This is a genomic window from Bradyrhizobium sp. 482_C4_N1_8 (genome assembly GCF_052075965.1).
GTDB lineage: Bacteria > Pseudomonadota > Alphaproteobacteria > Rhizobiales > Xanthobacteraceae > Bradyrhizobium > Bradyrhizobium barranii.
Window position 1 is genome coordinate 2,249,209 of record NZ_CP197231.1, and the last position, 26,023, is coordinate 2,275,231.

General features: G+C 60.5%; 20 protein-coding genes and 2 pseudogenes. 7 read left to right on the forward strand and 15 right to left on the reverse strand.

The window, feature by feature from the left end; translation table 11 throughout:
- Nucleotides 1-68: 68 nt before the first annotated feature.
- From ccoS to AB7Z56_RS10580, 9 genes are all read right to left on the reverse strand, one after another.
- Complete coding sequence (gene ccoS, locus AB7Z56_RS10540; RefSeq protein WP_212102320.1) at nt 69-224, reverse strand: cbb3-type cytochrome oxidase assembly protein CcoS; 156 nt, start codon at nt 222-224, stop codon at nt 69-71.
- Entirely contained in the window at nt 221-2,500 is a 2,280-nt protein-coding gene (locus tag AB7Z56_RS10545) for a cation-translocating P-type ATPase (RefSeq protein ID WP_354265575.1), read from the reverse strand. The genes ccoS and AB7Z56_RS10545 overlap by 4 nt, the downstream gene beginning before the upstream one ends.
- Nucleotides 2,501-2,548: 48 nt before the next feature.
- Nucleotides 2,549-3,346: a DUF2189 domain-containing protein gene (locus tag AB7Z56_RS10550; RefSeq protein ID WP_212102319.1), complete on the reverse strand. Its 798-nt coding sequence runs from the start codon at nt 3,344-3,346 to the stop codon at nt 2,549-2,551.
- Between the two features lie 10 nt (nt 3,347-3,356).
- Nucleotides 3,357-3,596, reverse strand: a complete 240-nt coding sequence (locus AB7Z56_RS10555; RefSeq protein ID WP_354265576.1) for a hypothetical protein — start codon at nt 3,594-3,596, stop codon at nt 3,357-3,359.
- On the reverse strand, nt 3,593-4,474 hold the full coding sequence (gene ccoP / locus AB7Z56_RS10560) for a cytochrome-c oxidase, cbb3-type subunit III (protein WP_354265577.1): 882 nt from the start codon (nt 4,472-4,474) through the stop codon (nt 3,593-3,595). Before ccoP ends, AB7Z56_RS10555 begins: the two co-directional genes overlap by 4 nt.
- Nucleotides 4,465-4,635, reverse strand: coding sequence for a cbb3-type cytochrome c oxidase subunit 3 (locus tag AB7Z56_RS10565; RefSeq protein ID WP_212489327.1), 171 nt, complete (start codon nt 4,633-4,635; stop codon nt 4,465-4,467). Before AB7Z56_RS10565 ends, ccoP begins: the two co-directional genes overlap by 10 nt.
- A 2-nt stretch (nt 4,636-4,637) precedes the next feature.
- Complete coding sequence (gene ccoO / locus AB7Z56_RS10570; RefSeq protein WP_441256217.1) at nt 4,638-5,369, reverse strand: cytochrome-c oxidase, cbb3-type subunit II; 732 nt, start codon at nt 5,367-5,369, stop codon at nt 4,638-4,640.
- A 5-nt stretch (nt 5,370-5,374) separates the two neighbouring features.
- On the reverse strand, nt 5,375-7,033 hold the full coding sequence (gene ccoN / locus AB7Z56_RS10575; protein ID WP_441256218.1) for a cytochrome-c oxidase, cbb3-type subunit I: 1,659 nt from the start codon (nt 7,031-7,033) through the stop codon (nt 5,375-5,377).
- Nucleotides 7,034-7,403: 370 nt separating this feature from the next.
- Nucleotides 7,404-7,781, reverse strand: a complete 378-nt coding sequence (locus AB7Z56_RS10580; RefSeq protein ID WP_354244031.1) for a c-type cytochrome — start codon at nt 7,779-7,781, stop codon at nt 7,404-7,406.
- Between the two features lie 988 nt (nt 7,782-8,769).
- On the opposite strand from AB7Z56_RS10580, the gene AB7Z56_RS10585 reads away from it, so the two are divergent.
- The 5 genes from AB7Z56_RS10585 (at nt 8,770) to hemA (ending at nt 15,275) form a co-directional block, all read left to right on the forward strand.
- Nucleotides 8,770-9,837, forward strand: coding sequence for an ATP-binding protein (locus AB7Z56_RS10585; RefSeq protein ID WP_354265581.1), 1,068 nt, complete (start codon nt 8,770-8,772; stop codon nt 9,835-9,837).
- A gap of 31 nt (nt 9,838-9,868) precedes the next feature.
- On the forward strand, nt 9,869-11,737 hold the full coding sequence (gene nhaA / locus AB7Z56_RS10590; protein ID WP_441256219.1) for a Na+/H+ antiporter NhaA: 1,869 nt from the start codon (nt 9,869-9,871) through the stop codon (nt 11,735-11,737).
- A gap of 1,066 nt (nt 11,738-12,803) precedes the next feature.
- Nucleotides 12,804-13,037 (forward strand): DUF6894 family protein, encoded by a 234-nt coding sequence (locus tag AB7Z56_RS10595; protein ID WP_212102310.1) that lies wholly within the window; start codon nt 12,804-12,806, stop codon nt 13,035-13,037.
- Nucleotides 13,038-13,044: 7 nt separating this feature from the next.
- Nucleotides 13,045-13,515, forward strand: coding sequence for a hypothetical protein (locus AB7Z56_RS10600; protein ID WP_376707386.1), 471 nt, complete (start codon nt 13,045-13,047; stop codon nt 13,513-13,515).
- 530 nt (nt 13,516-14,045) lie between these two features.
- Nucleotides 14,046-15,275 (forward strand): 5-aminolevulinate synthase, encoded by a 1,230-nt coding sequence (gene hemA, locus AB7Z56_RS10605; RefSeq protein WP_354265583.1) that lies wholly within the window; start codon nt 14,046-14,048, stop codon nt 15,273-15,275.
- A 1,265-nt stretch (nt 15,276-16,540) separates the two neighbouring features.
- On the opposite strand, the gene hemC is transcribed toward hemA, so the two are convergent.
- Both hemC and AB7Z56_RS10615 read right to left on the reverse strand, forming a co-directional pair.
- The gene (gene hemC / locus AB7Z56_RS10610) at nt 16,541-17,476 is read right to left on the reverse strand and encodes a hydroxymethylbilane synthase (protein WP_212102338.1); all 936 of its coding nucleotides are present in this window, start codon (nt 17,474-17,476) and stop codon (nt 16,541-16,543) included.
- 1,460 nt (nt 17,477-18,936) lie between these two features.
- A pseudogene (locus tag AB7Z56_RS10615) lies at nt 18,937-19,091 on the reverse strand (IS5/IS1182 family transposase); the annotation flags it as partial.
- A 423-nt stretch (nt 19,092-19,514) separates the two neighbouring features.
- Here AB7Z56_RS10615 and AB7Z56_RS10620 point away from each other — a divergent pair.
- On the forward strand, nt 19,515-19,799 hold the full coding sequence (locus AB7Z56_RS10620) for a VRR-NUC domain-containing protein (RefSeq protein ID WP_354265585.1): 285 nt from the start codon (nt 19,515-19,517) through the stop codon (nt 19,797-19,799).
- Nucleotides 19,723-20,280: a 3'-5' exonuclease gene (locus AB7Z56_RS10625; protein WP_441256220.1), complete on the forward strand. Its 558-nt coding sequence runs from the start codon at nt 19,723-19,725 to the stop codon at nt 20,278-20,280. Before AB7Z56_RS10620 ends, AB7Z56_RS10625 begins: the two co-directional genes overlap by 77 nt.
- On the opposite strand, the pseudogene AB7Z56_RS10630 reads toward AB7Z56_RS10625, so the two are convergent.
- From AB7Z56_RS10630 to AB7Z56_RS10645, 4 genes and pseudogenes are all read right to left on the reverse strand, one after another.
- A pseudogene (locus AB7Z56_RS10630) lies at nt 20,277-20,505 on the reverse strand (hypothetical protein). The gene AB7Z56_RS10625 and the pseudogene AB7Z56_RS10630 overlap by 4 nt on opposite strands.
- Nucleotides 20,506-23,317: 2,812 nt before the next feature.
- A complete protein-coding gene (locus tag AB7Z56_RS10635) occupies nt 23,318-24,514 on the reverse strand; it encodes an MFS transporter (protein ID WP_063986161.1) in 1,197 nt (398 codons plus the stop codon).
- A 316-nt stretch (nt 24,515-24,830) separates the two neighbouring features.
- Nucleotides 24,831-25,556 (reverse strand): SOS response-associated peptidase, encoded by a 726-nt coding sequence (locus tag AB7Z56_RS10640; protein ID WP_063981715.1) that lies wholly within the window; start codon nt 25,554-25,556, stop codon nt 24,831-24,833.
- Nucleotides 25,557-25,558: 2 nt separating this feature from the next.
- Entirely contained in the window at nt 25,559-26,008 is a 450-nt protein-coding gene (locus AB7Z56_RS10645; RefSeq protein WP_063981716.1) for a hypothetical protein, read from the reverse strand.
- Between the last annotated feature and the right edge of the window lie 15 nt (nt 26,009-26,023).

Genomic DNA, 26,023 nt, shown 5'->3' on the forward strand with positions numbered 1-26,023 from the left:
CCCTATGGGCGACACGTTGCGGCTGGAACGGCTGGCCTATTTCTTTCTGGCGCGGAGTGCGCCGACGCCTAATCGTCGGGCCCATCGCGGTTTTCGAACAGGATTCGTTCGGCCGCGCCCGCAAGATCATCATATTGGCCGCTTCGCAGCGACCACATAAACGCGCCGAGTGCAACGGCGCCGAGCGCGAGCGCAACGGGAATCAGGAAGAAGTAATCCGTCATCGAACTTTCTCCGTCGCGGGCGTCTGCGCGGAGATATCGAACGCCGGCGGGCCCGAGCGCGGTTCCTCCCGCGAGCCCCAGCCGTGCAGCCGCAGGGCATTGGCGATCACCAGCAGTGACGAGGCTGACATCGTCACTGCCGCCACCAATGGTGTCACATGGCCGAGGATCGCGACGGGTACTGCAAAGGCATTGTAGCCGACGGCGAGGATGAGATTTTGGCGCACGAGTCTCTGTGTATGGCGCGCAATGGCAATGGCTTGCGGTACCGCCAGCAGGCTCTCGCGCAGAAAGACGAGATCGGCGGCATTGCGTCCGACATCGGCGGCGGTGGCCGGAGCCATGGAGGCATGGGCAGCGACGAGGGCCGGCGTATCGTTGAGGCCGTCACCGACCATCAGCACGCGCTGTCCCGCTTCCGACAGGTCGACGATGTGTTTCGTTTTGTCAGCAGGGGAGACGCCCGCACGATAGGGAAGTCCGAGATCAGATGCGAGATGGCGCACCGGTTCGCCGCGATCGCCGGACATGATCTCGACGCGGCATCCTTGATTGGAAATGGCGAGCACGGCCTCGCGGACATCCGGGCGAAGATCGCTGTCGAACTGGAAGGCCGCGCGCAGTTGCCCGTTCTCGGAGAGTACAACGCCGGCTGTGCTTGACTGTTTGGCTCCATCCGTCAGCGCCCAGTCGGCCCGGCCGAGCCTGTAGATCGTCTTGCCGATGGTGGCCTGCATTCCGGAGCCCGGCTGCTCTGAAATATCGTTCAGTGCCACCGGCGTGATGGTGTTGTCGCGTCGTACGGCGGCGAGTGCACGGGAGTAAGGATGGCGTGAATGGGCCGCGATGGATGCGGCGATCGCAAGCGCTGCTGGATTGATGGCTTTGCGATTGATGAGCCGCAGCCGATCCATGGTCAGCGTTCCGGTCTTGTCGAAAATCACGGTGTCGACTTCCGCGAAGCGCTCCAGCGCGCCGCCGTCCTTGACCATCACACCACTTTCGAACAGACGCCGCGCGGCGACGACCTGCACCATAGGCACGGCAAGGCCGAGCGCGCAAGGGCAAGTGATGATCAGCACCGCGACGGCAATGGTGGCCGCGCGATGCAGGTCGCCTTCGACAATCATCCAGCCGATGAACGTCAGCAGCGTCGTGAGATGCACGACCGGCGCATAGAGCCGCGAGGCGCGGTCCGCGACACGCCGGTAGACCGAGCGCCCAGCTTCGGCCGCTTCCATCATTCGCACCATTTCGGCGAGGAATGAATCCTTCGAGGCAGCCGTGGCGACGATGGTAAGGGGGGCGGTTAAGTTCAGCGTTCCCGCGGACAGCATCGTGCCCGGCGAAACCGGTTGCGGCAGGCTCTCGCCGGACACCAGCGCGCAGTCGATCTCGGATTGTCCTGTTTCGACCCGGGCATCGACCGGCACACGCTCGCCCGCCGCCAGCAGGATGTGCATATGCGGCTGGATCTCGTTCACCGGCAGATAGGCATGCGTACTGTCGTCCTGCACGACAAGTGCGCCGCGCGAGGACAGGCGGGCCAATCCTCGGACGGCGGTTCGTGCGCGCTCGCGCATCATGTGATCGAGCGTGCGGCCGATCAGCAGGAAGAACAGCAGGGAGGTTGCCGCGTCGAAATAGGCGTGTGATTCGTGATTGAACGTCTCGTAAAGGCTCATGCCAAAGGCAAGCAACACGCCGATGGAAACGGGAACGTCCATGTTGGTATGGCCATGGCGCAGAGCCCGCCAAGCGGAAGAAAAGAATACGCGGCCCGAATAGATCAGCGCGGGAAAGGCGATCAGCGCGGAGATCCAGTGGAAGATGTCGCGGGTTGGAGCGTCCGCGCCGGACCATATCGACACCGACAGCAGCATGATGTTGCTGCCCGCGAAACCCGCCACGGCGAGCGCGCGGATCAACTCTTTCAGCGTCTCGTCCGTCTGGTCCGGACCGGCATCGTGAAGATGTGCGTCGTAGCCGATCTTGCTGAGTGTCTCGATGAATGGTGAGGGCGGCTTGTCGGACTGCCAGCGGATCGCGACGCGCTTGGTGGAGAGATTGACGCGCGCCTTTTCCACACCGGGAAGTGCGCCGAGCGCGGCTTCGACTTTCTGGATGCAGCCGCCGCAATGAATGCCCGGCACCGAGAGATCGGTCTGGCGAACGCCGTCGCCGACCAAGCGGCTCGCGAGCAGAACTTCCTCATTCGCGGTGTGAGGATCAGACGTGGCAAGAGCCAGCTCAGCGCCAGGTGCGCAACAACTCATCGGCACTCCGTTTCCGCCCGCCGCCGGCAATTCGCCGGCGGCGTGTCGCTATATCGCGGCTTCGTCCACCACCGCGCGATAGGCATGCCAGGTGCCGTGCCCGAGCACAGGAAACACGATGATCAGGCCCAGCATTCCAGTGGCGAGAGAGACCAAGAACAGTGCAAGCACAATGACGCCCCAGGTCAGCATCACGGGCAGGTTGTTCCAGACCAGCGCCATGCTCGAGCCCATGGCAGTGAAGGCGTCAACGCGCTTGACGAGCATCATGGGAATCGAGAACGCGCTGATCGAAAACGAGAACGCCGCGAACAATCCGCCGACGGCCCCGCCGACAATCAGCGTCGCCCAGCCAACCGGCGTGGCGAATAGCATCGGTGCGATGTGTTCGAGACCGGGAAACGGCACCAGGCCAAAGAACAGGGCGTAGATAATCACCGCCGCGCGTATCCATGTGATCATCAAAAGGCACAGCAGTACGCCCGCGAACAGAATCTGGCCGCCGCATTGCGGCTTGACGAAAATCATGGTCGAGAGGCTGACGGGCAAGCCTGCGGCAAGGCGGCGGCTTTTTTCATACAGGCCGATTGCGAGGATCGGGCCTACCACCATAAAACCCGCGAATGCGGGAAACAGGATGTAGTCCCAGCCTAGGCGAAACAAACCACCGACGATGGCGACGGATGTGAGAAAGATCAGCAGGCCGTAGCAGAAGCTCATCATCGGCTGCACGGTCAGGTCATACCAGCCGTTCGCAAGCCATATGAAAGCATCGGCGGGAGCAAGCGAGCGATGCCAACGGTTTTTGGTGGGAAGCGGAGGCATGACGGTCGGGATCATGGTCATGTCGATCAGTCTATCGTGCTTTGGCTGTTGTGGTCGGTTTGGATGAACACGACGAGGCCGCCGCGCTGAAGCTATTGGTGCGGTTGCCTTCGCCGTGCTGGAGATGAGCGACGCAATCCGGCTGAGAGGACACAGCCACGTAAAGCAGATGCGCATTGGCGGCGACCAGCACAATCAGACCGAGACCGATCGACAGCAAGACGATTGATTTCGCCTTCCATCTGTCAGGCGATGCCGCCATCCCATTCATTGGTTGGGCATCCTCTGATCGACCAAGTATAGCGCGAGGATCTTGCGATCGATCGGCGTCAGGCGGCCTTCCCATGACGGCATGTGGCCCTGCCGTCCGTTCCATAGTGTGTCCGTGATCGTCTGCGAGTCGCCCCCATAGATCCAGAACTTGTCGGTCAGGTTGGGTGCGCCCACGTCGCTGTTGCCTTTGGCGTCCTCACCATGACATGCGGTGCAATTGGCAACGAAGATCTCCTTGCCGGCGTCCACATCGCCAGGCCTTGCCGTCTTCGCGGCGGATGGATCGGAGAGCGAGTGCACAAAGGCCACCACCTTGTCGACATCGGCCTGCTGAAGGATATGGTCATGACCGAAGGCAGGCATCTGCGAGGTGCGGCTGTCGGGATGCGACGAGTTGATGCCAACGCGGATGGTTTCGGCAATGGCTTCGGGAGCGCCACCCCACAGCCATGAGGTCGTAGTCAGGTTTGGGAAGCCGTGGCCGCCCTTTGCGTTGCGCCCGTGGCACACGGCGCAATTGTCACCGAACAGGGTACGGCCGGTCTGGCGCACGATCTGCATCAGCGCCTTGTCAGCCTGAATATCCTGATAGCTTTTGGCCTCAATCTGCTGGGTCCATGCGCTGCGGCCTAGCGCCGCCCGTTTCAGCGAGTCCTGCACGATGTTGCGCTGGTCAAGGCCGAGCAGGCCTTTGGTGTAGCTGACGCCGAGTGGCCATGCGGGCAGCAGCACCCAGCAGCCGACGGAAAAGAGAAAAGCGATCAGCAGGAAAAAGTACACCGCGCGCGGAACGGGCGTGTTCAATTCCTTGATGCCGTTCCACTCGTGTCCGGTGGTCAGATAACCGGTGTAGTTGTCGCGTTCTTCTACCGCCATGGCCCATCCTCATTGCGCAGGACCGACTTCGCGGCGCGATCGAACGCTTTTCTGTTCGACGGCCAATAGGCATAGACAACTGTGATGATTGAGAGTGCGATCAGATAGAACAATCCGAACGACTTCGAGAGCCGCACCAGTGTAGCGTGTTCGAGATCCATGATCACCTCACAGCGTTCGTGACGGATTTGTGCGCCGCGTCGGTCAGGTGGCCTAGCACCTGGAGATAGGCGACCAACGCGTCCATCTCGGTGAGCTCGCCAGGCTTGCCGTCGAACGCGCGGACGTTCGTGGCCTTGCCATAGCGTTGCGTGACGCCATCAACATAGGGGGAGTCCGGAGCGGCTTGGCCGTAAGCGTCTCTGCTCGCATTCGCAATCATCTCGTCGGTGTAGGGCACGCCGACGGCGCGCTGGGCCTTCAGGTGCGCGCCGAGATCGTCGGTGCGCAACGTCGTTTTCAGCAACCACGAATAAGCGGGCATGACGGAAACTGAAAGAACGTCGCGCGGATTGTTAAGGTGGGCGACGTGCCATTCGTCGGAATACTTGTTGCCGATGCGCGCGAGGTCCGGTCCCGTACGCTTCGAGCCCCACAACATCGGATGGTCGTATTTCGATTCGACGGCGAGCGAGTAGGGCCCGTAGCGTTCGATTTCATCGCGCAAGGTGCGGATCATCTGCGAGTGACAAGCGTAGCAGCCCTCGCGGATGTAGATGTTGCGGCCCGCTAGTTCGAGCGGGGTGTAGACACGCATGTCGGGCGCGTCTTCCACCGTTTGGTGGATGGTGAAGAGCGGTGCGATTTCCACGAGACCGCCGATGCTCGCCACAAGAATGATGCCGAGCGTGAGTCCGATGGCTTTGCGTTCGAGCCGATAGTGCAATCCGAACATGCGGCTTACTCTCCCGATTCAAGGACGGTCGTGCCGCCGAGCATCGGCGACGGCATGTCGGTCGCCGAATCACGCACGTCGCGGATACCGGTTCTGATCGTCATCCAGATGTTGTAGGCGCCAATAATCGCACCGATCAGGAAGAGCAGGCCCCCGATGGCGCGCGCGATGTAGTAGGGATGCATCGCAATCAGCGAGTCGACGAAGGTATACGCGAGCGTGCCGCTCTCATTGTAGGTCCGCCACATCAGCCCCTGGATGATGCCGGAATTCCACATGGCGAAGACATAAACGACAGCGCCAGCCAGCGCGAGCCAAAAATGCATCTCGACGAGTCGCGGGGAGTACATGCGCTCGGTCTTCCAGAGCCACGGCACGATAGCGTAGATCGATCCGAACGTGATCATCGCCACCCATCCGAGCGCGCCGGCATGGACGTGGCCAACGGTCCAGTCGGTGTAGTGGGAGAGCGAGTTCACCGGGCGGATCGCAAGGAATGATCCTTCAAAGGTGGTGATGCCGTAGAACACCGCGGCCACCATCATGAAGCGGAGCGTCGCATCGTCTCGCACCTTGTCCCATGCGCCGTTTAGCGTCAGCAGCGCATTACCAGCTGACGCCCACGAGGGGATCAGCAGCATCAGCGAGAACGTCATGCCCAGCGTCTGCACCCATTGCGGCAATGCCGTGTAGTGCAGGTGGTGTGAGCCCGCCCACATGTAGAAGAAGGTGATGCCCCAGAAGCTGATGATTGACATTCGGTAGGAATAGATCGGCCGTCCGGCCCGTACCGGCAAGAAGTAATACATCATGCCGAGGAAGCCGGCGGTGAGGAAGAAGGCGACGGCGTTGTGACCGTACCACCATTCGGTCATCGCGTCTTGCACGCCGGAGAACAGCGAGTAGCTCTTGGCGCTGCCGAACGAGACGGGGACGGCGAGGTTATTGACGATGTGCAGGATCGCGATAACCAAGATGAAGGCCATGTAGTACCAGTTGGCCACATAGATGTGTGGTTCCTTGCGCCGCGCGAGCGTGCGCAGATAGATGGTGAAGTATACGACCCAGACCACCAACAGCCAGATATCTGCGTACCATTCCGGCTCCGCGTATTCCTTGGACTGGGTGATACCCATCATGTAGCCGGTAACGGCGAGCACGCAGAACAGATTGTAGCCGAGCAGCACGAACCACGGGCTGAGCTGATCGGCGAGGCGCGCGCGCGAGGTCCGCTGCAATACGTAGTAGGATGTAGCGATCAGTGCGTTGCCGCCGAAGCCGAAGAGTACGCTGGTGGTGTGAACAGGACGCAGCCGCCCGAAGCTGGCCCAGCCGGCATCAAGAGTGAAGTCGGGCTTCACCAGGAGCCACGCCACCCAATCGCCGATCAAGAAGCCGAACACAGCCCAGATCATTGCGAGAATGATGCCGAATTTCGTTGGATCGTCATAATAGCGGTTGAGGCGTTCATCGCCGGGTTCGGGATCGTAGTAGACCGAAATGACTTTGAAGATTCCGGCAAGTGCCGCGACTCCGATGAGCGCGCCGTGAACGCCGAGTGGATCGTGGTTGCCTGCTATGCCAAACATCAATCCGCATAGTGCGAGTCCGAGCAGGATCAATAGCGCGTACTGACGTTCAGTCTTGGTCAGTTGGCCGATCATTGTCTTTCTGCCCTCCAAAACCGGAATTGGTTTAGTCCGCGTTGGAAAATCAAAGGTCAGGAAGTGTTACAGGACGGAAAGCCGGTTCGACATCCAACGGCAGGACCCATGACTAGTTTGCTAACTGGATCTCAGCGTGACTCGGTAAGATCTGCGACAAAGCTAATCAGTTGTCGCAGTACACGACGAGCCGTTCCAATGATTGGCATGCATAGTTTCCATAGCAGCAGGTGCATTGGGGAGCGAGCCGGGATCGAGTTGATAGGTTGGCATCTCAAAAGCCAAGCCGTTCAAATGACCAACAAGCATATCCGCTATTTCTTAGAGTTGCTGGCGGAGTCGTCTCGCTCACGTCTCGTTCGACGCGCCGCTACTTCAACGTAGCAAGATAAGCAACGAGGTCCGTCCGATCTGTCGCATCCTTCAGCCCTGCATAGGGCATACTGTTTCCTGGGACGACCTTCTGCGGTGATTCCAGATACGCATCGAGAGTCTTCGTGTCCCAGACGATTGCGGAATTCTTCATGGCGTTGCTATAGCGGAAGCCCGGAACCGTACCCGCTTTCCTACCGACAACCTCTTCCAGACCCGGCCCGACACGATTGGCGTGGTCAGTTGCATGGCATGTCGCACAAGCCTTGAAGACGGCTTTGCCGTGTTGGGCGTCCTGAGCATGGCCCGGGCCAGCGACTGTGCACGTAAGCATGAGCACTGCGATAATCGCGCCGACAGTTTCCGTGTGCTTCATTGTTGAACTCCTTCTTTAAGATTTGGATCAATGCTGGCGCCGCCGCGCAAGGTAATCGTTGAGGTCGTGGTCGAGTGCAGGCGCGAGTATCTCGTCCGGAGCTCAGTGTGCCTGACGCCCGGTCGAGGTCGGGCCCGCCGGAGTCGCTCCATTGACCTAAGCGACTGTCGCCACGGTGCTGGCGACCAGCGAGACGGCGACAGCCAGGCCGACGGTCTTCGGTGATTTCATCGGGGACTCCTTTGCTGCCCGTTCTCGGCAAGGTGGCTCGGCGGAATGGCTTCAATCAATCTTGAGGAAGCCGCACGCCCTCGGCCGACCCAATGCATGTTAGTATCGGGCATAGTCGACGAAATTGGAAATTCCCTTTGGATATGCATTCGATAGTCCTGAGATATTGTCGCCTAAGAACGTTGTGCCCGCCGGCGAGCGAGCCTTTGCGACTTGGCGCGAGATCTCCACGACCGCCGCTATCGCTTGATCTCGAACTTCTGGGAATCGATTTCTTTCGGCTCAGAGGTCAATCAAATGTACGAGGCCGGACCGCGAGTTCGGAGTCGACTGTCCTGCGATGCCCTGCGTCATGGCTATACTCGCAATTCTGATCGCGGCGGGGCGTTCGCCGGCGCTTCTGCCTCACGACCGCGCTAGCGGCACTAGCGGTATTGCCGCGGAAGCCGCTGGTAAAGCTCTGATGTCGATAACCGCCCCTAATGCCGCGCGGCCGGCAGGATAACCAAGGGGAGGGACGTCTTCTCGGCCGCCAAGAGTGCCGCTTCGCAAGTCCTCGCAGCGAGACGCGGCGTACCCCGGGGCAGTGTCCCAGGCACCCTCAGAAATTCCTATAACGATCGGCTATCGACTTCATGGCGAGAGGTGATTTTCCTTTCGACCGTCAAAGACGCAATCTTCGAGCCACCGTCGCTCGTCCTCGTGTACGGGCCGGAGTCGGCATTCCGTTGAACGATCGCAGTCCAGGAGGTCCGACATGCAAATCAAAGAGGCAATCGTCGTTTCATTTCCCGGCTTTGTCGAAAGCCCACCGCTGGAGGATGTCGTCGTGCTCGCGGACGGCGCCGGCGTCGCGCTTGGAGTGCAACGTGCGTTGAGCGCAACGGTACAGGGCGTCCGCGATGGCGGTAGCGGCCTCATTGCGTCCAAGTGCGTGGAGATCCCGCTCGTCGGGTCCAACGGCGAGGTCTCGGGGGTTGGGCGTCACACCTGCGTGCGGTCCGACAGGGGTGACGTGGTCGCCCCTCGCGGACGGGAAAGAGTGAGCGCGATAGCGGACGTCGCGCCGTTCGTCGTCCATGATGTCAACAACCCTCTCGCCGTGATCGGCAGCGGCCGGCGACTGCTCGAGTGCCAGGACGATGCCGCCTACCGAAAGGCCATCGTCGGCAAAATGCAGGAGGCGATCACGCGAGCCGCGTTACTCGCCCTGCAGGTCCTTGACGCTGCGCGGCCGGGCTCCAAGTCGATCGACGGACTTGTCGAAGGCAGCCGCCTCGCAGCGATGGTGGGCTCGCTTGACCGGGCGTTGCGTCCGGACATCACGGTCCACGCCGAGATCGCCCCTGACTTATGGTCTTTCAATGCCGACCCGGAGGAGTTGTGCTTCGCTTTGTTGGACCTCTGCCGCAACTCGGCCGATGCTATGCCGAACGGCGGTGCGATCACCATCGTGGCGCGGAACGTCGAGTCTCTCGCTGGCGCGGCCCGGGAGCCGATCGAGATCATCGTCGCCGACGATGGAGAGGGCCTGCTCGAGGAGGTCCTCTCGCAGGCATTCACTCCGTACTCTACGACAAGGGCTCCGGATAGCGGAACCGGTCTCGGGCTCTCGCAGGTCGAGCGGCTCGCCGAAGGACGAGGCGGCGCGGTCTTTATAGAGAGCGAGCGGGGTGCCGGCACGCTCGTGCCCCTCTTGCTCCCGCGCGTGCACGCAGTTGGGCTTCCCAGCAGTATCGTCGGTACGGAGATCGCGTACACGGCGTCTTCCAACCGCGGCGAATTCCACGTTGTAAGCCCAGTGGCAACTATGCCGACGTCTTAGCCAGCACGAACACCTGGAGTCCGGTTCAGCGATGGAACTCATGATCCCGCCCGGCCGCCTCGACCGTCCGGTCGACCAAGAGACGGACCACGTGCTCGGCCCCGCCGATGCCGAGATCTCGCTCGTCGAGTACGGCAGCTATGCCTGCTCGCACTGCAGAGCTGCCAACGGGCGCATTGCGCAAGCGCGCGACCAACTCGGCGACCGCGTCTGCTATGCCTTCCGCCACCGGCCTCTCACGGACAACAGCGTTTCCTTTCGGGCCGCCGAGCTCGCTGAGCTTGCTCGGACGCCCGAGGCGTTCTGGTCCGCGCACATCAAGCTGATGACGAGGTCGATACAGCTCACAGAGGACGACCTCGTCGCGGTGGCCGCCGACCTCGGCGTGAACGCCGACTTCGAGCACGGCGACAGCGAAGCCATGCGGCGCGCGAGGGCGAGGGTGGAGGCGGACATCGCAAGCTCACGCGCAAGCGGCGTGAGACTCACGCCAACCTTCTACATCAACCGGCGGCGCTACGACGGGCCCTGGGATGAGAGCTCTCTCGTCGATGCGATGCTGGGCACGCTCGGCCACCGTGTTCGTACGGCGGCCCTGGACTTCGCGAGCTGGGGTCCGTCGGCCGGCATTTTACTTGTCCTCGCGACCGTGGCGGCGATCGTCTTGACGAACTCGCCGATCGGGCCGGCGTTCGAGGCGCTTTGGCGCCAGGAGTTCGGCGTGAGCTTGGGCAACGCAGCCTTTCGGATGCTGATCGTTCATTGGGTCAACGATGGCCTCCTGACGGTGTTCTTCCTCGTCGTCGGCCTGGAAGTGAAGCGCGAGATGACAGTCGGCCACCTCGCGAGTCGCCGCTCCGCCGCGCTTCCTATCGCGGCCGCGCTCGGCGGCATGGTCGTGCCGGCGCTTCTGTATGCGCTGGTCATCCCTGTAGGGACGTGGTCGTACGGATGGGGCGTACCGATGGCAACGGACACTGCGTTCGCGATTGCCTTAATCGCCTTGATGGGGGACCGCGTCCCCGTCGAACTGCGTATCTTCCTCACCGCGGCGGCCATCGTTGACGACATCGGTGCGATCGTCGTCGTCGCTGTGTTCTACTCTGGCGAGATCCACCCGGCCTACCTTGCCGCGGCCGCGGCGGTTGGGGTTGCGCTGGCGCTGCTGAGCCGATCGAAGGTCTACCTTCTCTCGCCTTACATCCTGCTGGGCGTTGGGTTGTGGGCTTTCGTCTACGCGAGCGGCCTTCATCCTACGCTGGCCGGCCTGGTGCTCGCGCTGTTCATTCCGACGCGACCGCCCGCCAACCTGGCTGCCCTGATGACCCAGGCCAGCACGATCATCGCCTCTGAGGCCCGGCACGACGGTGAAGTTCTCAGGCACGGCCCCTCCACCCCGGCGCTGCGCGCGCTCGACGCAATCTATGACAGACTTGAATCGCCCGCCGACCGGCTGCTGCGACACGCCGGCGCACGGTCGAGCTACGCTATTCTCCCGATCTTCGCACTGGCGAATGCGGGCGTAGCAATCAATCTGAACGTCTTTGTTGGGCATGGCTCGCTCATGGTGGCGATCGCCGCCGGCCTCGCCATAGGAAAGCCGCTCGGCGTCTTCCTCGCGGCCGCCGCGGCCGTGCGCGCAGGCATAGCTGTCAAGCCGGAGGAGTACACGTGGCGGCAGTTGGCCGGGGCAGGAGCCCTCGCTGGCATCGGCTTCACGATGTCGCTTTTCATCGCCGGGCAGGCGTTTCCAAACGCCACCGACTTCTCAGCCGCCAAGATCGCGGTGTTCGCCGCGTCGATTCTTTCCGCCGTCGTTGGGACTGCCCTGCTCTGGGGAGCTTCGCGCGAGGAGCTGATCGAAGAGACGCCGCAGAGCGCCGGCATGCAAGTATCATAGCCCGCCGATGTTTATACGAATCGTGAATGGGAGGTCTTTCGATGATTCTACCCACCGGTACGACAATAGCAGTCGCAGACGGCGACACGGTCCCCCTGTTCCACAACACAGGCGTGAACGCTGGGGTGCACTTGGTCGAGATCACGGCGGCTTCGGATGCGCGGCATCACACCGGCTCTGCTGACCCGATGGCAGGCGGCTCGTCGAGGACAACTTCGCGGCAGCGACGGCCGCGTTCCTGAACAAGCTCAGCCTGGACGGGACCACGAAACACCTGGTCGTCGTCTCCGACGCCAGGACCCTGGGGAGATGCGCAGGCACTTCGACAGCGACGCCAAGTCATAACTCGCGCAGATAACTCAAAGTTACCGACGACGATTACTGCTCTCGACAAAACTGAAGATTGGACATGAGGAAAAGCGAGAACGCGCCTGCGGTGACTTCCCGTCCGGCAGCGAAGCCGAGCAAGCGCGACGCTGCGGTTACGATTGAGAAGTGCGACCGAATACCTGATCGCGACACGATGGGCCGAGCGGGCGCTCAAGGCAGGCAATTGTGCGCCGTCCTTTCAATCGCGGGACCAGCACTGCCCCGAGGTCGCGTCGGAAACGCTGCTCAGACACAGCCCGCTGTTCCTTACCTTCTATACTGGCGCGGGGTGCCCGGCGTGCGACCGCGACTCGCAGGCGTTCGAGTCCCTCCAGCCATCGGTCGAGGCGCGTCTCTTGTGAGCGCCTCGCAGCAGACAGTCGCCGAGAACGCAAAAACGCGCGCGCATTTGAAGCCGGCTTTTACGATTTATCTCGGACCGAGGCGGCCGGATTGCACAGCTGTTGGCGTGCGCTGGCGCATTCCTAAGCCACGAGATGTGGGGATTGAGCCTCACTACTGCTTGGCAGCGCGCAATCTGCAAGGTGCGGAGATGACCTTATTTCCACTCATAATGACCTGGATGTGGTTTGAAATCTTCAAGACAGCACCGATTCCTTCTTTGGCACCTCGCGGTCGAGGACACCAGCAACGCTGAGGTATCGTGGCGAACCGTCGCATTTGAAGGAGGTTGAACATGACCCACGTATATTTCCACTGCTCGAACGTGAAGAACGTTTTCGTCGATCGGCGCGGCGCCCTGGTGGGCGATCTTGCTGAGGCGCGCGATCACGCGACCCGTGTCGTGCAATCACTCATCAACGAGCGCAGCTTCGAGGATTGGCGTGACTGGGTCCTGCATGTCAGCGACGACCAGGGCGATGAGCTCTTCGTTGTGCCCTTCACTTCCGTGCTCGGCAAGCCGAATTGAGGTCGCCATGCTCCTGGCGATTCTTTGGACCAAAGCGACGCACACACGCGAAGGCTCTCTTCAGCCTCGGCGCCGCAAGGTCGATGAGCGTGCGCATCTCGATCGGCAGAAACCGGTTGGTCGCATACGGGAGCGGAACGGCCAGCGGTGCAGGCTGGAATTCTTTAAGCGATCTCGGCCGACCCAGACAAAGGTCTGTCCTTCCAATATTCGGACCGTCACGCGTTCCTCGTTCCTTCGTGACCACCTACGTGGCTTCAACGTCGGCGTCAACAATCCCACGGGAGCGATCATGGGCGAGATTATCCGACTTGTCTCAAAATCCGAGCGCGAGCATATCCTTCTCATTCTAAAAGCGCGCGCGATATGCGACAGCGTTTTCCCGCCTGCCGATCCCATCGGCGAGCAGCGGGACAAGGGGCCGCAACTCTTGGGGCCCAGTGGCGCCAATGCTCAATGTAGCGAGGCTTTCTCGTGATCAAGATTTTTGCCGTGCTCTGCAGTCCAGTTACTCCGACGAATTTCCACGAGCAGACCGTCACCACCTCCGACCTCTCTGATATCTCCATGCAGTCCTGCTTGGAAGGTGTGCCGCAACTAGCGGAATGGATGAAGCAGCAACCGGCGGAGCGCCTTACGAGATGGCGCGTCATGATCGGAAATCAGGGTCGCGGGGGCGCATAGGAGGAAAGCAGAACACCTAACGCAGTGAACGTGCTCGATGCATTTGCGCATACACTCGCCGAGATTTGGATTACTTCACTCGCACTGTGCTCCTTGTCGCATTATCAATTTGCTTATCGGAGATAGACGACACTGCTAAGTGCCTGGCGCTCGGCGCTCCTTCCCTTCGCCGTGGCCTTCGCGGCCGGTCCTTTTCCACCCGGGGTCAGGCCGCCCCGTTCGCAGGGCCTTATAAGCGACGGTGTTGGATCGGAAGGGCATGGGGGAAATGTGGATCGGCGAAGTCCCAATCGTTGACCACAACCGGAAAGGAGATTTTGCTCCATGATCTATGATCATTTCTTCTCCGCGGTGCTTGCTCGCCTGCACGCCGAACGGCGCTACCGCGTGTTTGCCGACGTCGAGCGCATGGCCGGGCATTTCCCCCACGCAACATGGCATTCGCCGGACGGCCCGCGCCCGGTCGTGATTTGGTGTTCGAACGATTATCTCGGCATGGGTCAGCACCCGAGGGTGATCGGCGCCATGGTAGGAACCGCCATCCGCATGGGCGCTGGCGCGGGGGGCACTCGCAACATTTCCGGCACCAACCATCCGCTGGTTGAGTTGGAACGCGAGCTCGCCGGCCTGCACGGCAAGGAAGCGGCGCTAGTCTTCACCTCGGGGTACGTCGCTAACGAAACCGGCATTGCGACCATCGCCGGCCTGCTTCCAAACTGCGTGATCCTATCGGACGCCTTTAACCACAATTCGATGATCGAGGGCGTGCGGCGCGCCGGCGTGGAAAAGAAGATCTGGCGCCACAACGACGTTGGCCACCTCGAGGAATTACTGGCGGCGGAGGCGCAGGAGCGGCCGAAGCTGATCGTATTCGAGGCGCTCTACTCAATGGACGCCGACATCGCGCCGGTGAGCCGCATTTGCGACCTGGCGGAGCGCTACGGCGCCATGACCTATATCGACGAGGTCCATTCGGCCGGCATGTACGGACCGGCCGGCGCGGGCATTGCGGCGCGTGAGGGCGTCTTGCACCGCATCGACGTGGTCGAGGGTACCCTGGCGAAGGCGTTCGGCTGCCTCGGCGGTTACATCGCGGCGAGTGCCGATGTCATCGATGCGGTGCGCTCTTGTGCCCCAGGATTCATTTTCACGACCGCATTGCCCCCAGCAGTCTGTGCGGCTGCCACAACGGCGATCAGGCACCTGAAGGCCTCGCAATGGGAGCGCGACCGCCATCAGAACCGCGCCTCGCGGGTAAAGACCGTACTGAATGCCGCGGGCCTGCCGCTGATGACAACCGACACGCACATTGTGCCGGTAATGGTGGGAGATCCGGAGAAATGCAGGGAAGCGAGCGAGCTCCTGCTCGCCGAGCACAGCATCTATATCCAGCCGATCAACTATCCGACGGTCCCGCGCGGCACCGAGCGGCTGCGTATTACGCCGACGCCGTATCACGATGACGCGCTGATTGACGCGCTCGCTCAAGCATTGGTCAATGTGTGGAAGCGCCTCGGTTTGCCGCTACAATATCGGGAGCTTGCAGCGAAGTAGGTTGCCAGCACACGGAAGCATCGCAGAGAAGCGCTCAGGCTAGCAAGCTTTGCCGACGGTTGGTGCGCCCTCGGCGAGCAAAATTACCTTTTTGTCGCTCAAGATAGCCACCGAGTCTTCAAAGCAAGGGCGGAAAGCATCTGCCGGAAAGCGGCTCCGAGAGAGCAACCTCGCTGATGTCGACGGAGTCCATCAGCAAGTGAACGGAGATCGCGCCTACGAAGGGTTTAGTGTCGAAGCCTTGTTCACCGCCCTATCGAGCTGGCCGTCGGTGCGATATGAGGCGCGCGCATAGCATCCAATTAGATCCAGCTTCTGACAGGATTAGCAACCTCCGATTTATCCAAAAGGCCCACGAATTAAACCGAGGACACTGAGGCTTAACTGCTGACACTGCTCACAAGGGCACTGCGTCCGCGGGCTGGGAACAAACCAACGTATAATCAGACCATTCCGATTGTGGGATGCGATCCTCCCTCCGTACGATAAGGCGATACAAGTGCGCCATGGCCTCGGTTGTCGTTCTGAGATAGCAATAGTTAAATGGCTGGGTGCCGAGAATCGCAGCGGAATCGCATCCGCGAACCGGAAGTTGCAAGAAGAGGCCGGAGGCGTAACGCCCGTCGATCTTTCCCCAACTCCCCTTCGGATCATTGCGCGAGCAGAAGGGTCCTATGGTTATAGGATGGGTCGAATAGCAGCGACCGGGTAAGATGAGGGTCTCTTGAATGACAGACACTGAATAGCGCCGTTTCCCCGAGGTCGCCATGGATCAGATCTACCTCAGCATTAGTGTAATCGGTCTCACGCTGCTAGTCGGCATGTATGTGCTCGGCGTCGCGCTGGTGTAAAAAGGCCGCGATTCGGAATTGCGGCTGGCAGGTCATATCGTCACCATGGCCTCATTCTTTAAAAGCCGACAGATCGGGGGTTTAAGGATTACGCTTTGTTTCCGGGACACACCAACCCGCCTGCATCAAGGCCAAGCCCTGCGGGCGCTGCGCGGCTTTGACCCATCCGGCTTGGCGCGGTGAGGGGTTTGCCATGCGCTTAAAGCCGAGATGCGACTTGACGCGCTCGACACAAATTGCGGATGAGCGCTCGCGCGCTGGGCGCCAAAACGCGACCGACAGCTTTGCGTTTCGGGCGGTTGGCGCAGGTTTCGCGCCTTGCAGCTGTCTCGCTGAAGCGGATGCGGCGGTCTGGCGGTCTGCCAGTTATACTGGCTTCCCAAGAACATAAGGTCGTCATGCCCGGTAGCGAATTCAGATTGGCCTTTGCTCCTCCACGGTACGAGGCGCAGCCTTCAATATCTCCTCCGCACCTTGCTGAAGAAGTTTATGCCCGAGACTTCTGCCTATTGCGTCGGCTTGATCGGCCCGACCCACGCTTTCATTGGCAATCTTCGTTTGGCCATCCGGATGAGTCACCTGTCCTCGAAGCATTAACGTCCCGGCAAGCCATGTGGCAGAGACCCCGACGGGTAGGCTGCAACCCGCATCGAGGCTTCTCATCAACGCGCGTTCTGCATCCACTTCGGTGCGCGATCGCCGGTCTTCGATTTTTTGAAGCAGTGCTATGAGTGCCGTATCCCCCTCGCGAGCTTCGGCCGCGAGAGCGCCTTGGCCGACCGCATACGGGAAAACATGCGGGTCTAAAATCTGTGAGGCTTCATGTAGCAATCCTAGCCGGGACAACCCGGCCGCTGCCAATAGAGTCGCATCTATTCCCTCTCGGTTCTTTGCCTTACGCAGCCTTGGAGAAACGTTCCCACGGATGGGTCGAATATCCAGACCACTGCATAGAGCGAGAAGTTGAGCTTTGCGACGAATTGATCCAGTGCCGACGCGCAGTCCCGGTCGTAGCTGATCTAGTGTGACGCCACAAATCGCGTCGCGAGGATCCTCTCTTTTGGGAACGGCTGCCAATACCAAGCCGGGCTGCAATTTTGTCGGAAGATCTTTGAGGGAGTGAACGACCAGGTCAACTTCGTTGCGCAGAAGCGAGTCTTCGCTCGCCTTCGTGAATGCTCCGATGCCGCCAATCTGCTGAAACTCCGACCGTCGATCTTGATCGCCAACCGAACTAACGAAGACCATTCGTACCTCAGCGGTCGGCTCGACGCTACGAATAAGATCGGCGACGTGATTGGCTTGCCAGCGGGCCAAATCACTTCGCCTGGTACCCAGTCGAATTTCCACGATCAACCTCTTGCTTCTTGAGTAATTTGCCGACTTCTCAACAGCAGTAGGAGCACGCACGATTCGCAATAGGCCATAGGCGCCATGTTGGAAGGAGCGCTCCGCGCGGTGCTGGTCTGAACGCTGACGCCGACGGTGGTAAACGTCCCGAGATCGCGCCAGCGCCGTCCGAGCGCGATCGATTCATTGACCGAACCGCCGCTGGAATTGAGCACATCGTCGTACCGCAAAGCAGTCGGTCGCGCGCGAATTCATCGAAAATCCTCGGAGTATCGGCCGTCGCGATGCCGATCGCGCTGACCCAGCCTCCGCAATTCGACTGGCAAGCGACCCAGCTAAACTTCATTGGCAATTTGCGTAGTTCGAGAACGACACTGGCGCGCGCCGAACCACCGAGCAGCGCCGCCAGGCCGAGCAATGCGATGCAAAGGGCGGCAACGCCGAGCAGCATCCGGGTTGCCACCCGAGAAGCGTGAGCGCAGAGGCGAGGTCGCGGATGCGAGCAATTCCGAGGATTCTGTCCTTGAAATTGTCGCCAGATTGATCGAGAGCGAGAGGGCAAACAGGAAACCCCGCAACACGTCGGAACCTTGGCCCAGCTATCGGGCCGGGTTAGCCCCGTCGCAAGGGTGTATATCCATCGGCTGCGGCTGGTGCTGAGCGGGCGGCGATACGGCTTCAGAATGAAGTCGCAGCCAGGTCTGATGCTTGGCGCGCCGTCTAGGGCCGGGGCCACGCATGTCGTGCAGCCCGGGCCGGTAACAGTCGCGCACGTCCAGGATCAGATTGTGAACGACGCCGGCGAAGTCGGAGGCTGGCTTAGCCGTCTTGCGAGACATACCTGACAACTCGGTTGCATCTACGACTCTCATCGGTGAACTCTTGCTCTTGTCTCGCGGTTAGACACATCGGCGCGATTGTACCCAAGTGTAGTCACAGAGAAGTGGCCCAAACCATTGCATAGAAGGTTGATCCGTATGGTACTTCGGCTGAGAAGAGCATACCTAGGCTTAGGATCTGCGCACCTTAAGCCTTGCGACTGATTGGAACGTCGTACCTCGACCGAGCGACATCGATCGATCAGGAAGTGGCTCGGCGCAACTTCCAAAGACACGCGCGCGGGCTCGCGGACGCTATCGATATCTTGTTGATGAAGCCGGCTGTGTTCTATCGCTAAAGCAATCAGCTCCCGGGGCAGGCGCGCTATCAAGCGCGAGGTACCTCGCATGACGTGAAGCGTCATAAACCTTGGTGCCGGTCCCGCAATCCCTTTGGATGCCTGACTTTTCCTTACGTTCAATTGAGCCGTGGATCGCGATGCTCTTATGTGCGGCGCATGCGGTAGCGCCGCCGTCAGTCCCCAGGCCCCGCCGCTATCGCTGCCCTCCTTGGGCGCTTCCTCCCTAAACTTGGGTCCGCTTGTGGCAACACGGGCGGGCCCCTTTTTTTCGGTGCAGCTTCGTGTGCCGGTATTGCTCGTAACCTCTGACGAGACTGCGGCATCGCGTGGCCCACGCAAACGATCTTTTCAAAACCCATCGCCCGGCAGGAGAAAAAATCCGCGTTTTGCCTCGGGCAGCTTTACCACTTCGAGCGAGATCCCCTGCGCGGCGGCGTCCTCCACCGCAGCCTTATGCACGGATGATCGCTCGCGGGTGAGGGGCAATTTCGTCGTTTTCGCGCTGGTCTTTGGCGCGGAGAGCTTGGCCAAGTCAGCCGTCAGTGATTTGCGCAATCGAGGCGTAGCGAATTCCGTGAATCGCCGAAGCTTGAGGGGCAGGAGCGTCTAAAACACGCTTCGGCACACGCCGTTCGGCTTGCTGTTCTGGGATGAGCTTTTCGAATCCGGCCAGCTTCACAGAGTTTCGATTGGGTCCCACATTGCCTTCACGACCGGACCTTCCATCGACGGTTCGCCTCACAGATCGACGCTAAGCTCGCGGCGGTCAGGTCCAGATATGCGCTTCCGATCCTCGTGCGGAGCGTCACCACCAGATGGGGCCGGCCCAACGGAATCTTCGCTTGGGACCACGTGCAGATGGGCGCACTGCGTGCCTTGGTCGAAGGCGCCGGCGCGGACGGCTTGGCCGAGATTATTCGGGCGATGTGCGACGACTTCCGCGGCATGCGGGATGGCTTCCCCGACCTGATACACGTGCGCGACGGCAGTGTGTCCTTCGTCGAGGTCATGGCGGAGGGCGACGCCATCCGCCGCAACCAGCGGCATACCGGCCGAGATCGGCCGCGTGGACTATCGGTTCGACCCGGAGCAGGACTACGTGGTCGTCGACATCGAGACCACGGGAGCCTGGTCGTCCGGTGATCGCATCACCGAAATCGGAGCGGTCAAGGTCCGTAACCATCAGGTGGTCGACGAGTGGCAATCTCTTGTCAATCCGCAGCGGCCAATCCCTGCGAAGATCGTCGAACTGACCGGCATCACCAACCAGATGGTTCGGGATGCGCCCGTGTTCCACGAAGTCGCGGACAGTGTTATGGCGTTCATGGGTGACGGCATCTTCGTCACCCACAACGTGAGCTTCGACTATGGCTTCCTGTCGTACGAGTACGTTCGGCTCGAACGGCGTTTCCGCTTTCCGAAGCTGTGCACTTGCGCGGGAATGCGGCGTCGTTATCCCGGGCACAAATCGTATGGCCTCGGAAAGTTGTGCGCGATCTACGATATCGAGCTCGAAGATCACCATCGCGCGCTGTGCGACGCTCGGGCGGCGGCCCGGTTATTGAATCTCATTAACAAAAAGCGCGATGACGGTATCTCAGCGGAAGCGGCGCAGGCCGCTTAGTCGCACTCCGGACATGTATCGCCTATGCCCTCAATAACAGTCGCAGACTGCGGCGACCGCCGCTTGCGGCGAGATGCCGGGCGGTGGATCCTGCCTCGCAATATCGAAGGCGCGTTCGCGCGCGTGGGGATCAGCGCGATCCTGCGCCCAGCCGTGTTCCTCACACTCGCGGATAGCGCCGGTCTCCTGAAGGATACTTTGCGTCCATCCTTCCAGCGCGAGGATCGTTGGCGGTTGTTACTCCGTCATCAGCATTAGAAAAGGCTCCTGCCGGGACGAACTCTTGCTCCGGCTTGTAGTTCCGAGCGCTTGGCACAGAGCAGGGATTCGCAATCGGTCCTGGCCTATAATCTCACGCGGGTCATGAACATCGCCGGGGCCACTGATGGCTACGATCGTGGGCTGAGACTGAGCCGGTGCTGGCTTCTCACCGACTTCCGCGAAGGCGTTTTTACACAACCAAGATCCATTGCGGAAGTGGTCGGCTTTAAGGGGGAGCGCCCTAGACCTTCGTATCGTTCCGTCACCCCCATTGGATGCCGGACGGTTACCTACATTCAATTGAGCGGCTGATCGTAATCGTCTTAGGCTGCATGCGTTGGAAAGGCGCGCAGGCTCATCAAGTGCGACAGTGAAAAAGGATGATCGACGAATAGCTGCGATAAAGCCAAGAGGAGACTACAATGCTCAACTGCTCCGAAATCATTAAATCTGGCCGTGCCGCGCGATGCGCAGTTTGTGAAGGCAAGTTTGGTCTCGTCCGGCACTACTCGTGGCGAACAGCTCTTTGTTCCAAGAAGTGCGTCGATCGCTTCAGAGCTCGCAAGGAAAGTGACCGCAATTGGGTCCGCTGGCTCCGGGGCACCTTCAACCAGCTGCCAGAGCACCGCGCGAGGGCTTTGTGATGGTCCAGATCTCACAACGAGGCAAGGCATATTTAGAGACAGCGCGGACTTTGCTCCGCGCCGCCCAAACCATGACCGACTCAGCGATTGCGGGTCAGCTTAAGGCCCTTGCCGACGACTACGAGCGGCGAGCTGAGAAAGCTTCGCATGCTGATGCGGCCAAAGCATTCGCCCCATCGGCTGCTAGCGCCGAACGCGAATAGTGTGCATGACTTTTTTGCTGCTCCTCACCGCGTCGTATTGGAGACCCAGCAATGTGCCGCTTCCGGTTGACGTATACCCGGTTGAGATAATTCCCAACGTGCGCCCGAACTCAACTGGCCTGAGATAGCCAAAGGCCGATTGCGCTTGGATGCTCTCGGACTCTCGGAAAAGGCTCTCCATCGCGGCGTTCATGAGAGGGCTCGCGCAGTGTGGCGTGGCGCGTACGGATCTACTTTGCAAGAACCAATTCGTTGATTGGAAAAACGCTTCCGGTGCGTAAGCGCTGGGAGTGTTTGCGTCTGCGAGAACGAACGACGCCGGCAGCCCTATCACGTCGTACTCAAATGCCACCCCTTAGGGGTCATTCTCCTCGAACCGTTTCTGCGGCATCGACACTGGCGAAGACCTTGATTTGGTCGACGTCGCCGACCTGTTTGGCGGTGTTCACGTAGACGAAGACGGTCATTGATCCCTCTTCAGCTTGCGCCGGCTTGGGTCTTTGGAACGGATCGGACTTCCTGCGGGTTAAGCGCGACAACCCTGGGAGTTTGCCGTGAAACTAATCCTACTATTAGCAACCGGTTTGGTTGTCTCTATTGCTGCTGCGTCGGCGCAGCCCGCCGGCTCACCAAGCGGACGTGGTGCGGTCAATGGTGATCCCGCAGCCAGCTCGACGGCGCCGAGCAGAGACCCGCGTGGCACCACCGGCATGTCACCTGGTTCGAGTAGCGGAAGTGGTACGTCCACTTCTGGCGGCAAAGACGACAATGGAGATCAGGGTCGAGACAAAATGCCAGACAGCAACAAGACGGTCCGGCCCGAGAACCAGCAGCCGGCAAAGCCGCAGTAACGCCTAAATTCCCGCGTGGATCGACTCTCGTCCGAAGTTCTGGTGTCGCAATTCGGACGGAGCAAGCGACCTCAGCTTTGGAAGGGGGATAGCTGAGGCCGCTTGAGCTTCGGAACGGAGGCGAATCCAACCGACGCTCAGCGAGGGTAAGCTGCATCCATTCCCACGCATGGTCCACTTGTGAACAATGCCGCCGCGATGTTAGCGCGCGTGCTTTACGTCTCGTGAACGTCCTCCGTCTTGCGCGAAGGGCCTCACGTTGAACTTGCCGAATTTCGATAGGCTTCGGTATTTCAACGGAGGTGTGCTCGGCGTCATCCAGAACTATGTTGCCGCGCTCTGAAGTGAGCGAGGAAATGACGGGCCGCCGCAACAAGGACAATCCGCCTATCCTCATCTGCCAAGAATGTAGGCGACCGATGGTGTATCTCGCTACACTTCCGAAGATTGCTAGCCTGCCCGCAGTACACGCTTACTTGTGTCGACCATGCCAGCGGGTCGATAGCATTACGTTGAAGTAGGGCCGACGCAGGCATCTTTTAAGCTAGCCGTCCTGGTACCGAATGCCGAAATTGTCGCAGGTCAACGCAAAGGCTTCCTTCGCCTTTGCATCCTCAAAGCAGAAGCGAGTGCCGATGTCTGCGCGATCGGTCCACCACCCAATTTGGTGCCCTTCGCAATGCGAGCAGCTTCTCCGCGCAGCAAATCCAACTGTTTTCCAGCCGCGTGAACGACTAAGCAATTTTCCTTTGTCATGAATGCGGTCCTCAAAAATGAAGCAACGACACCATTTTGATTCCGACAAAAAATGAAAATAGTGTGGCGGCTGGGGTGCTAGAACGAAGGCCGCACCAGGGGGACTGCTGCGACCTCATTCTCGAAAAAAATCGGGTGAAATGATCTAAGTGAAATATGCAGCCATCCCCGGTGATCAACAACCTACCGCAGCTCGGTCGCAGCGCAATGTCAGCTAGGTCACACCGGGAAACCTATTTAATGCGCAGGCACGACTTGCTCAGAAGCCCTTCGCTTAGGCAGTCTGGACGGCTTCGTCGCGCGCTCCTCGTCATGACAATCCCTAATAATTCTTGACGGCCGGGCTAAACACCAGCCACAGCGCGACTGACACCAGCCCAAAGCAGCCGAGCAGCAGGAAGGTCGGGCCGTAGCCGATCCATTGCGCGATCCAGCCGCCGAGTGCGGGACTGAGGCTTGCGCCGATCCCCTGCACGGTGATCACGGCTCCCTGGCCGAGATTGATGCGGCCACTGCCGTTGAGCGAGCGCGCGACCATGCCCGGGACAGCGACAGTCTGCAGTCCGGTCCCGATGCCGTCGAGCACCTGCATTGGTACAACACCCCACCATCCCATGACGAAGAAAGCGAGCACGCCGCGAACAGGCAGCATCGTGAAAGAGACCAGCAGCACTGGCCAGTAGTTGCGCTTGCCCGCGACTTGCATGCCGACTAGCGATGTCGCGATCATCACGCCCTGCGCGATCACCACCGTGATTGCTACGAAGCTCGGACCGTCGGCCTGTGCTTCTGCGACGGCCGCAAGGCCATAGAGCGGGACGATCGCGGCGTTGCCGAGATGGAAGATTGCGAGCGCCAGCGCAAGCACGAGCAGCGGCTTGTGCTTGAACAGGATGGACAGACCACTCGGCGGGCTATCCGGATCGTCCTCCTTGCCGCCGCGCGCGGCGCGATCGTCGATCGCCTTGGCCGGGATCATCAATACGCAAGCCACCGCGATGGCGCCAAAAATCGCGGCGAGTACGAACACGGTCACGTAGCCGAATTTGTAACCGAGATAGCCCGACAGCGCCGCGCCGACCATGTTGCCGGCATGGTTGAATGCCTGGTTGCGTCCGTTCAGCGCATTAAAGCCTTTTTGATTAGCGATGCCGAGCGTGATGCCGGTTACTGCCGGCACAATCGCGGCACTCGCCAGCGATTGCGCAACCTGCGAGAACGTCACCGCCCAGAAATTCTGTGAGATCAGGATGATTGCGGATGCCAGAACGACACAGATGCCGGGGATGACGACCCACAGCCGCTTGTTGCGGCTAGAATCGATGAAGCCGCCGATCGGTGTCGTTACCAGCATGCCCGCGACATTGCCGATCGTCATCGCGGTGCCGATCAATCCGGTGGCCCAACCACGCTCCTGCAGGAATACGCCCACGAACGGCCCGATGCCCGACTGCATGTCGGCCATGAAAAAGTTGACGGCGTAGAGGGGCCAGATGCGGGAAGGGGAGCGCGATATCATAGAGAGGCCGAGCGTGAAGCTGCCGATCGAATAGAGTCTCGCGCAAGCGGACATGGCCCGCCGATGGCCGGAGCGGACTGGAAAATAACCTGTGCCCATCATGTTAGTTCCGCCGACCTTGGCGATTAGAGTGCAACGACGTCACCTCGCTAATGCCTCGCGCTCATTTCTGGATCTCTGCCATGCCTCTCTGGACCTGCGCGGACCCTCCCATGCGCGGTCCGTTTCCCGGCGAGAGGTTAGCTTATGGCGGCGAGCTCGAGGAGCTTCCGCGCGGCGGCCTTGGGTCCGGCGTTGGGACGTTCCCCGACGAGTTTTATATTGCGGCCAAATCTTCTTTCACGCCACGTGCCACGATTCGCAACGCGCCGTCTGCAAGCGGACGCTGAAGTTCTTTGGCTTCATCCCAAGGCGCCTTCATCCAAGTCTCAACTTCACCCGGCGTGGTCAAAACAACGGGCATCGCTTTCGGGTGGGCGGCGTATACCTCGGCGTTTGGCTCGGTGGTGAGAAATCCATCGAGGTCGTTGGTTGTCTCGCCTTCCTTGACCTTTCGCACTGAAGTCCAGTTCGTCCAGATGCCTCCGAACGCGAGCAGCGGGCGGCTCTCATCCGGAGCAAACCACACTGGCGCCTTCTCGCCGTCGATGGTGTCGTATTCGCTGAAGCTGGTGAACGGCACCAGACAGCGATTGTCTGGCCCGAGCCATCGCTTCCAATGCTTGCTGCTGGTGTTGCGGATGTTGGTCGTGCCACTGTCCGGCTCCAGCCGCAGCAGCTCCTTGAAGTCTACCGTCTTGCCCTTGGCTTCAAGTTTCTCTGCGCGTTTCCTGGTCGCATCCATGAGCGCCTGCGCCGAAGAAGGCATGCCCCAACGTGCCATGACGAGCTCGCGTCCCTCGGCCCCGTTGCGAACGATCGGCGCTGGGTAGTCCGGAAAGATGCCCGTCATCGACGGCAGGTTTCCGACGCGGCTGTTCAGCGCCCCGAACAAGCGGCGGATCGCATCTACGTTTTTGGTCATCGAATAGAGATTGCACACAGTCAGGTCTCCGGAACGGCCAGGCGGGAGCGCGATGCGAGTTGCAGAAGGGTAGCTGAAGGCCGGCGACCTGCTTTGCTACATTTGCTGCAGCGGAGGCGGCTCGCCAAGTCATGGACGAATGTGGTCGGTGGATGGCGCAGCGCCGCTAGGTCGACGTCTCGCCGGGTTTTGCACCGCGAGCACTCGATCTCAAGCCAGGCGTAACCGCCGTTGATGGCCTGATCGACGGTCGGCGATGGGTCGATCGGTCCTCCTTCGGCCCATATTTTCTCATTCCACGATTCGCAGAGCAGCTTGTCGGCTTGTCGGATGAGGATCTCGCCCTTGGCGCGGGCTTCGGCAGACTGGCCCGCGAGAATCGTCGTCATCGTGCGCGCCCTCCCCAATTCCTTGGTGAGCGCCTTGCGGTCGCCGCCGCTGAGGGGCGTCGGGTGATGTTTCGGTGCCATGGCAGCATCCAGTTC

Coding starts and splice junctions, on each gene's coding strand:
- ccoS (WP_212102320.1), bottom strand. CDS start 224: ATGACGGATTACTTCTTCCTGATTCCCGTTGCGCTCGCGCTCGGCGCC.
- AB7Z56_RS10545 (WP_354265575.1), bottom strand. CDS start 2,500: ATGAGTTGTTGCGCACCTGGCGCTGAGCTGGCTCTTGCCACGTCTGAT.
- AB7Z56_RS10550 (WP_212102319.1), bottom strand. CDS start 3,346: ATGACCATGATCCCGACCGTCATGCCTCCGCTTCCCACCAAAAACCGT.
- AB7Z56_RS10555 (WP_354265576.1), bottom strand. CDS start 3,596: ATGAATGGGATGGCGGCATCGCCTGACAGATGGAAGGCGAAATCAATC.
- ccoP (WP_354265577.1), bottom strand. CDS start 4,474: ATGGCGGTAGAAGAACGCGACAACTACACCGGTTATCTGACCACCGGA.
- AB7Z56_RS10565 (WP_212489327.1), bottom strand. CDS start 4,635: ATGGATCTCGAACACGCTACACTGGTGCGGCTCTCGAAGTCGTTCGGA.
- ccoO (WP_441256217.1), bottom strand. CDS start 5,369: ATGTTCGGATTGCACTATCGGCTCGAACGCAAAGCCATCGGACTCACG.
- ccoN (WP_441256218.1), bottom strand. CDS start 7,033: ATGATCGGCCAACTGACCAAGACTGAACGTCAGTACGCGCTATTGATC.
- AB7Z56_RS10580 (WP_354244031.1), bottom strand. CDS start 7,781: ATGAAGCACACGGAAACTGTCGGCGCGATTATCGCAGTGCTCATGCTT.
- AB7Z56_RS10585 (WP_354265581.1), top strand. CDS start 8,770: ATGCAAATCAAAGAGGCAATCGTCGTTTCATTTCCCGGCTTTGTCGAA.
- nhaA (WP_441256219.1), top strand. CDS start 9,869: ATGGAACTCATGATCCCGCCCGGCCGCCTCGACCGTCCGGTCGACCAA.
- AB7Z56_RS10595 (WP_212102310.1), top strand. CDS start 12,804: ATGACCCACGTATATTTCCACTGCTCGAACGTGAAGAACGTTTTCGTC.
- AB7Z56_RS10600 (WP_376707386.1), top strand. CDS start 13,045: ATGCTCCTGGCGATTCTTTGGACCAAAGCGACGCACACACGCGAAGGC.
- hemA (WP_354265583.1), top strand. CDS start 14,046: ATGATCTATGATCATTTCTTCTCCGCGGTGCTTGCTCGCCTGCACGCC.
- AB7Z56_RS10620 (WP_354265585.1), top strand. CDS start 19,515: ATGGGCGCACTGCGTGCCTTGGTCGAAGGCGCCGGCGCGGACGGCTTG.
- AB7Z56_RS10635 (WP_063986161.1), bottom strand. CDS start 24,514: ATGATATCGCGCTCCCCTTCCCGCATCTGGCCCCTCTACGCCGTCAAC.
- AB7Z56_RS10645 (WP_063981716.1), bottom strand. CDS start 26,008: ATGGCACCGAAACATCACCCGACGCCCCTCAGCGGCGGCGACCGCAAG.